Annotated in this window: 4 protein-coding genes and 1 tRNA gene; 4 read left to right on the top strand and 1 reads right to left on the bottom strand. The window is 70.7% G+C overall.

The window, feature by feature from the left end; all coding sequences use genetic code 11:
- Positions 1-271 precede the first annotated feature (271 nt).
- A tRNA-Thr gene (locus ACF068_RS27615) sits at positions 272-347 on the top strand.
- Between the two features lie 50 nt (positions 348-397).
- On the opposite strand, the gene ACF068_RS27610 is transcribed toward ACF068_RS27615, so the two are convergent.
- Entirely contained in the window at positions 398-3,049 is a 2,652-nt protein-coding gene (locus tag ACF068_RS27610; protein ID WP_392276997.1) for a SpoIIE family protein phosphatase, read from the bottom strand.
- Positions 3,050-3,332: 283 nt separating this feature from the next.
- Here ACF068_RS27610 and ACF068_RS27605 point away from each other — a divergent pair, with 283 nt between their 5' ends.
- From ACF068_RS27605 to ACF068_RS27595, 3 genes are all read left to right on the top strand, one after another.
- Positions 3,333-8,888 (top strand): HAMP domain-containing protein, encoded by a 5,556-nt coding sequence (locus ACF068_RS27605; RefSeq protein WP_392276996.1) that lies wholly within the window; start codon positions 3,333-3,335, stop codon positions 8,886-8,888.
- Between the two features lie 244 nt (positions 8,889-9,132).
- Positions 9,133-9,810, top strand: a complete 678-nt coding sequence (locus ACF068_RS27600) for a two-component system response regulator (protein WP_392276995.1) — start codon at positions 9,133-9,135, stop codon at positions 9,808-9,810.
- 148 nt (positions 9,811-9,958) lie between these two features.
- Positions 9,959-12,808, top strand: a complete 2,850-nt coding sequence (locus ACF068_RS27595) for a DNA translocase FtsK (RefSeq protein ID WP_392276994.1) — start codon at positions 9,959-9,961, stop codon at positions 12,806-12,808.
- Positions 12,809-13,162: the final 354 nt, after the last annotated feature.

The raw sequence follows: 13,162 nt of genomic DNA, 5'->3' as shown, positions 1-13,162 counted from the left end.
ACTGCAGGGGGGACCCTGTGGGAGAGTAGGACGCCGCCGAACAATTATTGTGGGAAAGCCCCGCACCTTCTGGTGCGGGGCTTTTCTGCGTTCACCGGTCGATGTCTCGGTGTCGGTGCCGGTGACGGTGGGGAAGTGAGGGCTGGTCAGCCGGCGGCCGGGGCGGGCTACTTGGGGTCCTGATGGCACGTCATCGCCGGTTGGGCATTTCCGCTCGTTCGATGTATGCTCTATTCCGTTGCCGAGGGGAAAACCCCGGAGCGACAAGCCGGCCCCTATAGCTCAGTCGGCAGAGCGTCTCCATGGTAAGGAGAAGGTCAACGGTTCGATTCCGTTTGGGGGCTCCATCCAAGAAGAAGGCCCCCGCCCTAGTGGCGGGGGCCTTCTTCGTTTTCCGTCAGTCCTGGTGGGGCTCCGGGACACGCATCGCCAGGATGGCCATGTCGTCCGACGGGGGGTCCGCCGCGAAGCGCTCGACCGCGCGCATCACGCGGGCGGTGACGGCGCCTGCCGTCAGGCCCGTACACGTGGTGAGAACGTCGGCGAGGCCGTCGTCGCCCAGCATGCGGCTGCCCTCACGGCGCTCGGTGACGCCGTCGGTGACGCAAAGGAGGACGTCGCCCGGGTCGAGGGTGACGGACTGCTCGTAGAGCTCCAGGTCCTCCATGACGCCGAGGAGCGGCTGCGGCTCGGCGGCCGGTTCGACCGAGCCGTCCTGGCGGAGGCGCAGCGGGAGCGGATGGCCGGCGCAGACGACCTTGAGGAGGGCGCTGCCGTCCTCCTGGGGCCAGAGCTCGCCGTACAGCAGGGTGAGGAAGCGGCTGCGCTCGCCCTCGTCGAGGATGGCGGCGTTCAGCCGCTCCAGGACCGCCGGGCCGCCGAAGCCCTCGCGGGCCAGCAGGCGCAGGGCGTGGCGGGCGAGGCCGGTGACGGCGGCCGCTTCGGGGCCCGTGCCGCAGACGTCGCCGATGGCGAAGCCGTACGCGTCGTCGCGGATGGGGAACAGGTCGTAGAAGTCACCGCCGACCTCGTTGCCCTCGCCGGCCGCCCGGTAGATGACGTCGACCTCGACGCCGGGGATCTGGGGCAGTCCCGGGGGCAGCAGGCTGCGCTGGAGGGACTGGCTGATGGCCGTGCGCTCCGAGTACAGCCGGGCGTTGTCCAGGGCGAGGGCGGCCCGGCGGGACAGGTCCTCGGCAAGCTCCAGGATCTCCTGGCGGAAGTGGTCGTCGGAGGGCTTGCCGAGGGTGAGCATGCCGATGACGCGGTTGCGGGCGACCAGCGGCAGCACGACGGTCTCGCCGCCGACCGCGGCGGCCGTGGCCAGCGTCGTACCGATACCGGAGGACACCGCCGAGGAGCCGAGGCCCAGTTCGCGCATGGAGGTGCGCAGCGCCGCCTGGTGGGCGGCGTCGGCGGGGGCCGTCCAGACGCGGGCGCCGGGGGAGGGGACCGGCTCGGGCGGCGGGATCCTTGACAGCAGGGCCTTGAGGCCGTCGATGCGCTCCTCGTCCTCGTGCAGGACGTACGAGAGGTAGGGCTCCGAGGTCGGGTCGGCGATCGTGTAGACGGCGCACCAGGTGGCGAGGGTGGGAACCGTCATCTGGGCCATGAGGGCCAGGGTCTGGTCCCGGTCGAGGGTGCCGGCCAGCAGGTCGGAGGCCTCGACGAGGAAGCTGAGGGAGCCGCGGCGGAGTCGTTCCAGCTCCCCGAGGCGGGCGGACTCGACGGCGAGGGCGATGCGGTCGGCGGCGAACTGGAGGCGGAGGGCCTCCTCGTTCGAGTAGCGCCCGGCGGATTCGGCGGCGACGCCGAGCGAGCCCGTCAGGCGGCCCTCCACCTTGAGGGGCACGGTGACCACGGACCGCATGCCGGTGCCGTTGAGGAGGGGGACGGAGCCGGGGACGGCCGAGAGGTCGTCGTGGACGGCGGGCATGCGGGCGGAGGAGTAGCGGCCGGTGCCGGCGGCCTCCACGGGGACGCGGGCGAAGCGCTGGCGGGCCGAGGGGAGACCGGTGGTGGCCCGGACCTCGAGCTCGGTCTCGTCGTCGGTGGCCAGGAGGAGGAAGGCGGCGTCGCCGTCGAGCATGTCGCGGGCGCGCTCGACGGTGCGCTGGAGGAGGCCGTCCAGGTCGTCGGGGGCGGGGGAGCCGATGAAGACCTCGAAGGGGTCGGTGCTGCGGCTCTCGTTGCTGGAGTCGACGGGGGTGCGGGGCGGGGACTGGAGGACGGCGCGCTCATAGTCACGGACGAGGAGGCAGACCGTGGACGGTTCCCCGTGGGTGTCGCGTACGCGCAGGTGGGAGGCGTAGACGGGGATGACGCGGCCGTCGGTGCCGCGGATGCCGTAGCTGCCCTCCCAGCGGGAGAGGCGGAGGGCCTCGGCGATGCCGGTGCCGATGCCGGGAGTATGGGGCCAGGCGGCCAGGTCGCCGAGGGGCTTGCCGACGACCTGTTCGGCGGCGTACCCGAAGAGGTGCTCGGCGTCCTCGTTCCAGGCGGTGATGGTGCCGTTGCGGTCGATCTGGGCGACGGCGACGCGGACCCGTTCGTCGGCGACGGGGAGCAGGTCGATGGGCAGGACGGGGCCGGCGGAGCGGGTGCCGACGGGGCGTTCGGGAAGGTCGAGCTGGAACCAGACCTGTTTGCGGGTGGGGGAGTACTCCACGCCCCAGCGGGAGGCCAGGGCGGCGCACAGGAGCAGACCGCGGCCGTTCTCGCTGTCGGGGTTGCCCAGGGACTGGGCGGTGCCCTGGAGGGGGACCTCGCGCTCGGGGTAGCGGTCGGCGACCTCGATGCGCACGCCGTTCTCCGTGCGCAGGCACAGGACGTCGGCGGCGGTGCCGGCGTGGATGACGGCGTTGGTGACGAGTTCGCTGGTCAGGACCACGGCGTCGTCGACGACATCGGTGTACCCCCAGCCTTGGAGGGTGTCCCGGACGAAGGCCCGGGCGGTCGCCACGGACCGTCCCACGGGTTCGAAGGTGGCGGCCGCCCGAGCGGTGATCACAGAACTCCTCGTACGTGTCTCGACGCCCGGCTCTGCCATGATCGGCCCTGCCCCTCCCCGGTGCCCGGTGGTCGTACAGCGTCGCGCCGCCCCTGCCGGGCGGACCGGGGCGGTTGGACAGCCGGATGCCAGGTTACTTACCTTCGCTGTCCGGGCGGATGGTGGTCACCGCTGTTTCCGTCCCCCGAGGACGGGGACGTTATGCGAAGCTGCCGAACTGTTATGGCCTGGTTCCGTCGTGGTGAAACACTGGGAAGGCTTCCATCGGCGGTGGGAGCGGCAATGCCCGAGCAGTACGGTCAACCCCTTCGGGAGGGACACGGTGGAGTCTGGCGTGACGGCGCGGGGCGGTAGCACGCGCGCGAAGGGCGGACGGCCCCGGAGCGGTGGGACCGTGGAGGTGGACGCCGCCGCTCTGGATCGGCTCCTGACGGCCCTGGTGTCGATGCGGGACGGCAATTTCCGCAAGCGGCTGACCGTCACCGGCGACGGGGTGATGGCGGAGATCTCCGCCGTCTTCAACGAGGTGGCCGACCGGAAGCTGCACCTGACCGGTGAGCTCCAGCGGGTCCGGCGGATGGTCGGGCGCGAGGGCAAGCTGTCGGAGCGGCTGGAGGTCGGGGCCAGCGAGGGCGCGTGGGCGCAGGCCATCGAGGCCGCGAACGCGCTGGTGGACGACATGACGCGGCCGGTCTCCGAGGTCGGGCGGGTGCTGTCCGCGGTCGCGGAGGGTGACCTCGACCAGCGTATGGAGTTGCGTTCGGAGGGTGAGGACGGGTCGGCGCGGCCGCTGCGGGGCGAGTTCCTGAAGGTCGCCCGTACGGTGAACAACCTGGTCGACCAGTTGTCCGCGTTCACCGACGAGGTGACCCGGGTGGCGCTGGAGGTCGGCACCGAGGGCAAGCTGGGCGGCCAGGCGCAGGTGCGCGGGATGTCGGGTTCGTGGAAGGACCTGACGGACTCGGTCAACACCATGGCGTACCGGCTCACCGCCCAGGTGCGGGACATCGCCCTCGTCACGACGGCGGTCGCCAAGGGCGATCTGTCGCGGAAGGTCACCGTCCATGTGGCCGGCGAGATGCTCCAGCTGAAGAACACCGTCAACACGATGGTGGACCAGCTTTCGTCCTTCTCCTCCGAGGTCACGCGGGTGGCGCGCGAGGTGGGTACGGAGGGCGAGCTGGGCGGCCAGGCCGAGGTGCCGGGCGTGGCCGGGGTCTGGAAGGACCTCACCGACTCCGTCAACACGATGGCGGGGAACCTGACGTCCCAGGTGCGGGGCATCGCCGAGGTGACGACGGCGGTCGCGAACGGCGACCTGTCGCAGAAGGTCACGGTGAGCGCGCGGGGCGAGGTGGCGCAGCTCGCCGACACGATCAACCAGATGACCGAGACGCTGCGGACGTTCGCCGACGAGGTGACGCGGGTGGCGAGCGAGGTCGGTGCCGAGGGGCTGCTGGGCGGTCAGGCGCAGGTGCCGGGTGCGGCGGGGACGTGGAAGGACCTGACGGATTCGGTGAACACCGTGTTCCGGAACCTGACCACGCAGGTGCGGGACATCGCGCAGGTGACGACGGCCGTGGCGAACGGTGACCTGTCGCAGAAGGTCACGGTCGACGTGGCCGGCGAAATGCTGGAGTTGAAGAACACCGTCAACACGATGGTCGACCAGCTCTCGGCGTTCGGGTCCGAGGTGACCCGGGTGGCGCGGGAGGTCGGCGTCGAGGGCCGGCTGGGCGGTCAGGCGGAGGTTCCGGGTGCGGCGGGGACGTGGAAGGACCTCACCGACTCGGTGAACACGGCGTTCCGCAACCTCACCGGCCAGGTGCGGGACATCGCGCAGGTGACGACGGCGGTGGCGAACGGCGACCTGTCGCAGAAGGTCACGGTCGATGTCGCGGGCGAGATGCTGGAGTTGAAGAACACCGTCAACACGATGGTGGCGCAGCTCTCGTCGTTCGCCGACCAGGTGACCCGGATGGCGCGGGACGTGGGCACGGAGGGCCGGCTCGGCGGCCAGGCGCGCGTACCGGGGGTCTCCGGTACGTGGAAGGAGCTGACGGACTCCGTCAACTTCATGGCCGGCAACCTCACCTCGCAGGTGCGTCAGATCGCGCAGGTGACGACGGCGGTGGCGCGCGGTGACCTGTCGCAGAAGATCGACGTGGACGCGCGCGGGGAGATCCTGGAGCTGAAGAACACCATCAACACGATGGTCGACCAGCTCTCCGCGTTCGCGGAGCAGGTGACCCGGGTGGCCCGCGAGGTGGGTACGGACGGGCGGCTCGGCGGCCAGGCGCAGGTGCCGGGCGTCGCCGGTGTGTGGCGCGACCTGACGGACTCGGTGAACGGCATGGCCGGGAACCTCACCGCCCAGGTGCGCAACATCGCGCAGGTCGCCACCGCGGTGGCGCGGGGCGATCTGTCGCAGAAGATCGACGTGGACGCGCGCGGGGAGATCCTGGAGCTGAAGAACACCCTCAACACGATGGTGGACCAGCTCTCGAACTTCGCGGAGCAGGTGACCCGGGTGGCCCGCGAGGTGGGTACCGAGGGCATCCTGGGCGGCCAGGCCGAGGTGCAGGGCGTCTCCGGCACCTGGAAGGACCTGACCCAGTCCGTCAACTCGATGGCCAACAACCTCACCTCCCAGGTGCGGAACATCGCCGAGGTGACCACGGCGGTCGCCAAGGGCGACCTGTCGAAGAAGATCACCGTCGACGCCCGGGGAGAGATCCTCGACCTGGTGACCACCGTCAACACGATGGTGGACCAGCTCTCGAACTTCGCCGACGAGGTGACCCGGGTCGCCCGCGAGGTGGGCACGGAGGGCATCCTCGGCGGCCAGGCCCGGGTGCGGGGCGTGACCGGCATCTGGAAGGACCTCAGCGACAACGTCAACGTGATGGCCAACAACCTGACCTCGCAGGTGCGGAACATCTCGCGGGTGTCGTCGGCCGTCGCCAACGGCGACCTCACCAAGAAGGTGACGGTGGAGGCGCGCGGCGAGGTCGCCGAGCTGGCCGACACCGTGAACACCATGGTGACCACGCTGTCGTCGTTCGCCGACGAGGTGACGCGGGTGGCGCGTGAGGTGGGTACGGAGGGCGAGCTGGGCGGCCAGGCCCGGGTGCCCGGTGTCTCCGGTACGTGGAAGGACCTGACCGAGTCGGTGAACTCGATGGCGTCCAACCTGACCGGTCAGGTGCGCCAGATCGCCACGGTCACCACCGCCATCGCCAAGGGCGACCTGACCAAGAAGATCGACATCGACGCCCGGGGCGAGATCCAGGAGCTGAAGAACACCATCAACACGATGGTCGACCAGCTCTCGTCGTTCGCGGAGGAGGTCACCCGGGTCGCCCGCGAGGTGGGTACGGAGGGCATCCTCGGCGGCCAGGCCCGGGTGCGGGACGTCGACGGTACGTGGCGCGACCTGACCGAGTCGGTGAACGAGATGGCCGGGAACCTGACCCGGCAGGTGCGGGCCATCGCGGCCGTCGCCACCGCGGTGACCCGGGGCGACCTCAACCTGAAGATCGACGTCGACGCGGCGGGCGAGATCCAGGTCCTCCAGGACAACATCAACACGATGATCGCCAACCTGCGCGACACGACCCTCGCCAACGAGGAGCAGGACTGGCTCAAGGGCAACCTGGCCCGGATCTCCGGCCTCATGCAGGGCCGGCGCGACCTGGACGACGTGGCCTCGCTGATCATGAGCGAGCTCACCCCGGTCGTCTCGGCGCAGCACGGCGCGTTCTTCCTGGCGCTGCCGACGGGGGCCGGCGGTGAGATCGGGGCGGACGAGGACGGCTCGTACGAGCTGGTCATGCGCGGCAGCTACGGCTACTCGTCCGGGGCGATGCCCACGTCCTTCCGGCCCGGCGAGACGCTGATCGGTACCGCGGCCGAGGAGAAGCGGACCATCCAGGTCAATGTGCCGCCGGGGTACCTGAAGATCTCCTCCGGGCTCGGCGAGGCGGCCCCGGCGCACGTTATCGTGCTGCCGGTGCTGTTCGAGGGGAAGGTCCTCGGGGTGATCGAGCTGGCGTCGTTCCAGCCGTTCACCCAGATCCAGCGCGACTTCCTCAACCAGATCGCCGAGATGATCGCGACGAGCGTCAACACCATCAGCGTCAACACCAAGACCGAGGTGCTGCTGAAGCAGTCGCAGGAGCTGACCGAGCAGCTCCGGGAGCGGTCGGCCGAACTGGAGAGCAGGCAGAAGGCACTTCAGGACTCCAACGCCGAACTGGAGGAGAAGGCCGAGCTGCTGGCCCAGCAGAACCGCGACATCGAGGTGAAGAACACCGAGATCGAGGAGGCGCGGCAGGTGCTGGAGGAGCGGGCCGAGCAGCTCGCGGTCTCCATGCGCTACAAGTCCGAGTTCCTGGCGAACATGTCGCACGAGCTGCGGACGCCGCTGAACTCGCTGCTGATCCTGGCGAAGCTGCTCGCGGACAACGCGGACGGGAACCTGTCGCCGAAGCAGGTGGAGTTCGCCGAGACGATCCACGGGGCGGGTTCGGACCTGCTCCAGTTGATCAACGACATCCTGGACCTGTCGAAGGTCGAGGCGGGCAAGATGGACGTCAGCCCGACCCGGATCGCGCTGGTGCAGCTCGTCGACTACGTGGAGGCGACCTTCCGGCCGCTGACCGCGGAGAAGGGGCTCGACTTCTCGGTACGGGTGTCGCCGGAGCTCCCCGCGACCCTGCACACCGATGAGCAGCGGCTGCTCCAGGTGCTGCGGAACCTGCTGTCGAACGCGGTCAAGTTCACCGACAGCGGTGCGGTGGAGCTGGTGATCCGGCCGGCCAGGACGGACGTCCCGCCGTCGATCCGGGAGCAGCTCCTGGAGGCCGGATCGCTGCGCGACCCGGAGGGCGACCTGATCGCCTTCTCGGTGACGGACACCGGGATCGGCATCGCGGCCAGCAAGATGCGGGTGATCTTCGAGGCGTTCAAGCAGGCGGACGGCACGACCAGCCGCAAGTACGGCGGTACGGGCCTGGGGCTGTCGATCAGCCGGGAGATCGCCCGCCTGCTGGGCGGCGAGATCCACGCGGCGAGCGAACCGGGCCGCGGCTCCACCTTCACGCTGTACCTGCCGCTCCACCCGAGCGAACTGCCTCCGCAGGGCTACGGGCACGGCTCCGGCCCCGAGCTGCACCAGGGCGCCGAGGACGGCCTGCTGGACGGGTACACGGAGCAGGGGCAGCCGATCCAGGCCCCGGGTGAGCGCTCCGAGCGGCGCTCCGGGGCGGGCGCGCTGTTCCGGCACCGCCGGCGGGCCGCGCTGGGCGGGGCGGAGCAGCGGACGGCGCTGCCGGGCCGGACCGGGCAGCCGGGCGGGGCGGCCGGGGGTGCGGGCACGACCGGGGCCGCGGCGCCGGGAGGGGCGTCCGGGTCGGCCGGGTCGGCCGGTTCGGCCGGGGCACCGGAGGCGTGGGGGACGGCCGGGCAGGAGGCGGGCGAGCCGAAGCGCGGCTTCGACTTCCACGGCGAGAAGGTGCTGATCGTCGACGACGACATCCGCAATGTCTTCGCGCTCACCAGCGTCCTGGAGCAGCACGGGCTGTCGGTGCTGTACGCGGAGAACGGCCGGGAGGGCATCGAAGTCCTGGAGCAGCATGACGATGTGACGGTCGTACTGATGGACATCATGATGCCGGAGATGGACGGGTACGCGACGACGACGGCGATCCGGCGCATGCCGCAGTTCGCCGGGTTGCCGATCATCGCGCTCACCGCGAAGGCGATGAAGGGCGACCGGGAGAAGGCGATCGAGTCGGGCGCTTCCGATTACGTTACGAAGCCGGTGGATCCGGATCATCTGCTCGCGGTGATGGAGCAGTGGATGAGCGGAGAGTGAGCGGAAGCAGGTGACTTCCTGGCGACTTGCTGACTGACTGTGGTCGAGAGCGTGTGAGAGGGCGGGATTCGGGGAACCTTCTGGTCTCCCACCGCGTTTCTGCTACGTGCACAGTGACATCGCGGTGACAGGGTGTGGTGACAGGCGGGGTGCGGCTACCATGACCGGCACAAGGACGGACGGCGCAAGGGAGTCGTCCCCTGGGGCGGCGCCCGGCCAACTGCCGGGGCGAGGAGGACGGGCCATGGTGCAGAAGGCCAAGATCCTCCTGGTCGATGACCGACCGGAGAATCTGCTGGCGCTGGAGGCCATCCTCTCTGCGCTCGATCAGACGCTGGTGCGGGCATCGTCAGGGGAGGAAGCACTCAAAGCGCTGCTGACGGACGACTTCGCGGTCATTCTGCTGGACGTCCAGATGCCAGGTATGGACGGTTTCGAGACCGCCGCGCACATCAAGCGTCGGGAACGGACACGGGACATCCCGATCATCTTCCTGACGGCGATCAATCACGGCCCCCACCACACCTTCCGGGGGTACGCGGCGGGCGCGGTCGACTACATCTCCAAGCCCTTCGACCCCTGGGTGCTGCGCGCCAAGGTGTCCGTCTTCGTCGAGCTGTACATGAAGAACTGTCAGCTCCGCGAGCAGGCGGCCCTGCTCCGGCTCCAGCTTGAGGGCGGCGGCCAGGGCGGGACCGTCAAGGAGTCGGCGGGCCTCCTCGCGGAACTGTCCGCCCGCCTCGCGGCCGTTGAGGAGCAGGCGGAGGCCCTGTCCAAGCAGCTCGACGACGACTCGGCCGACGCGGCCGCCGTCGCCACCGCCGCCCACCTGGAGCGCAAGCTCACCGGACTGCGCAGGGCGCTGGACGCGCTCGAACCGGGTACCGGCGGCGGCTCCGCCGCCCTGCCCGCCCCCAACTGACGCCGGGAGCCCGCCCGGTGGGGCCCGGCGCCCCGCCGGACGCTCCCGGCTGAGCGGGCGTCAGCCCCGTACACGTACAGGACGACACGAACGGGTGAAGCGGTGGGCACACGTGTCCACCGCGTCCCACACCGGTAATCTCACCACCATGGCCTCACGTACGTCCGGCAAGGGTTCTCAGGGCACGGCGGGTACCGCGAAGCCGCGCGCCGGCCGTACGACCGGCGCGGCGAAGAAGGCGGTCGCGGCGACCCCGGGGAAGCCCACCGCCAGGAAGACCGCGCCCGTGCGGGCGGCGAAGCCCGCCAGGAAGGCGCCGGCCAAGAAGGCCGCGGTGAGGAAGACGGCGGCCAGATCCGCACCCTCGCCGACCGCCGGCGTGTACCGGCTCGTGCGGGCCCTGTGGCTCGGTCTCGCGCACGCGGTCGGCGCCATGTTCCGGGGCATAGGGCGCGGCGCCAAGGGGCTCGACCCCGCGCACCGCAAGGACGGCCTCGCCCTGCTGCTGCTCGGCATCGCCCTGATCGTGGCCGCCGGCACCTGGGCCAACCTCCAGGGCCCGGTCGGCGACCTCGTCGAGATGCTGGTCACCGGGGCGTTCGGCCGGCTGGACCTGCTCGTCCCGCTCCTCGTCGGCGCCATCGCCATCCGGCTGATCCTCCACCCCGAGAGGCCGGAGGCGAACGGGCGGATCGTGATCGGGCTGTCCGCGCTCGTCATCGGCGTGCTCGGCCAGGTCCACATCGCGTGCGGTTCGCCCGGACGGGACCTGGGCAGCGAGGCAGTGCGGGACGCGGGCGGCCTGATCGGCTGGAGCGCCTCCAAGCCCCTGATCTTCATGATGGGCGAGGTCCTCGCCGTACCGATGCTGGTGCTGCTGACCGTCTTCGGGCTGCTCGTCGTCACCGCCACGCCCGTGAACGCCATCCCCCAGCGGCTGCGGGCCCTCGGGGTGCGGCTGGGCATCGTCGAGCCCGACGTCCAGCCGATGGGCGTGGACGACGAGCGGTACGACGACCAGTGGCGCGAGGCGCTGCCGGCCCGGGCGCGACGGCGCGGCGCGGGGCCCGAGGCCTACGACCCCGACCAGGCCGAGGAGCAGGCGCTCACCCGCCGCCGGAGGCCCCGCAAGGCGGCCGCCGCCCCCGGGGGACCCGCCGGGCCCGACGCCGACCGGCCCAGGGACGCCGTGGACGTCGCCGCGGCCGCGGCCGCCGCGCTGGACGGCGCCGTGCTGAACGGCATGCCCCCCTCCCCCCTGGTCGCCGACCTCACCCGCGACGTCACCGGCGACCGGGGCGCGGACGCCCGCGCGGCACAGGACACGCGGGGGGCCGGCGGCGCCCGGGGCGGACCGGCCCGCACCGGCCGGGCGGTCCGGGGCGGCGAGCCCACCCCCGTACCGTCCGCCAGGGACGCGGACGCGTTCGGCGGCCTCGTACCCGACCTCACCAAGCCCGCACCCGTCCGCGACGATCCGCAGGACCTGCCGCCCCGCGCCGAGCAGCTGCGGCTCGCCGGGGACATCACCTACTCCCTGCCGTCGCTGAACCTGCTGGAGCGCGGCGGCCCGGGCAAGACGCGCAGCGCCGCCAACGACGCGATCGTCGCCTCGCTGACGAACGTCTTCTCGGAGTTCAAGGTCGACGCCGCCGTCACCGGCTTCACCCGCGGCCCGACGGTCACCCGGTACGAGGTGGAGCTCGGCCCGGCCGTCAAGGTCGAGCGGATCACGGCGCTGACCAAGAACATCGCCTACGCCGTCGCGAGCCCCGACGTACGGATCATCTCGCCCATCCCCGGGAAGTCCGCCGTCGGCATCGAGATCCCCAACACCGACCGCGAGATGGTCAACCTCGGCGACGTGCTGCGCCTCGCGGACGCGGCCGAGGACGACCACCCGATGCTGGTCGCGCTCGGCAAGGACGTCGAGGGCGGCTACGTGATGGCCAACCTCGCGAAGATGCCGCACGTGCTGGTCGCCGGTGCCACCGGCTCCGGCAAGTCGTCGTGCATCAACTGCCTGATCACCTCGGTAATGATAAGGGCGACCCCCGAGGACGTACGGATGGTGCTCGTCGACCCCAAACGGGTGGAGCTGACCGCCTACGAGGGCATCCCGCACCTGATCACCCCGATCATCACCAACCCCAAACGGGCCGCCGAGGCCCTCCAGTGGGTCGTCAAGGAGATGGACCTCCGCTACGACGACCTCGCCGCGTACGGCTACCGGCACATCGACGACTTCAACGCCGCCGTGCGCGCGGGGAAGGTCACGCCGCCGGAGGGCAGCGAGCGGGAGCTCCAGCCCTACCCGTACCTGCTGGTGATCGTCGACGAGCTGGCCGACCTGATGATGGTCGCGCCCCGGGACGTCGAGGACGCGATCGTCCGCATCACCCAGCTCGCCCGGGCCGCCGGCATCCACCTGGTGCTGGCCACCCAGCGGCCCTCGGTGGACGTCGTCACCGGTCTGATCAAGGCGAACGTCCCCTCCCGGCTCGCCTTCGCCACCTCCTCGCTGGCCGACAGCCGGGTCATCCTCGACCAGCCGGGCGCCGAGAAGCTGATCGGCAAGGGCGACGGACTGTTCCTGCCGATGGGCGCCAACAAGCCCGTCCGCATGCAGGGCGCCTTCGTCACCGAGGAAGAGGTCCAGGCGGTCGTCCGGCACTGCAAGGACCAGATGGCGCCCGTCTTCCGCGACGACGTCACGGTCGGCAGCAAGCAGAAGAAGGAGATCGACGAGGACATCGGTGACGACCTCGACCTGCTGTGCCAGGCCGCCGAGCTCGTCGTCTCCACCCAGTTCGGCTCGACGTCCATGCTCCAGCGCAAGCTGCGCGTCGGCTTCGCCAAGGCCGGGCGGCTGATGGACCTGATGGAGTCGCGCAACATCGTGGGCCCGAGCGAGGGGTCCAAGGCGCGGGACGTCCTCGTCAAGCCGGATGAGCTGGATGGAGTACTCGCTGTCATCCGGGGGGAGTCGGAGTCGTAGGAGCCTCACTCGTGAGGAAACCGTGGGCAACCGTTTCCTCCTTCCGTACGTCACGTTGGAGGGAGAGGCGGAAAAGAGTTGTCCCGCTTCTCGGGCGCATGCCATTCCGATGGCGTACAAAGTGCGTCCGCCCGGTTGCTCCACCCTTTCGTACCACCCATAGACTGAACCTCCAGCAGGTGGTTACACGCTCGAAAGGCGCCCTCGTGTCCATCGGCAACTCCCCCGAAGACGACCGGCCTTCGACCCCCGACGCCCGTGACGCCCCCGAGGTCCTCCGGGACGGCAAGTCCGCCAGGGCCTCCGCGGCCTCCGGCGCCCCCCGTTCCCGGTTCCGTTCCCGCACACGTGGTC

The sequence above is a fragment of the Streptomyces sp. NPDC016309 genome (assembly GCF_043077235.1).
In the GTDB taxonomy this organism is placed as follows: Bacteria; Actinomycetota; Actinomycetes; order Streptomycetales; family Streptomycetaceae; genus Streptomyces.
This window is presented reverse-complemented; position numbering and strand designations above follow the sequence as displayed.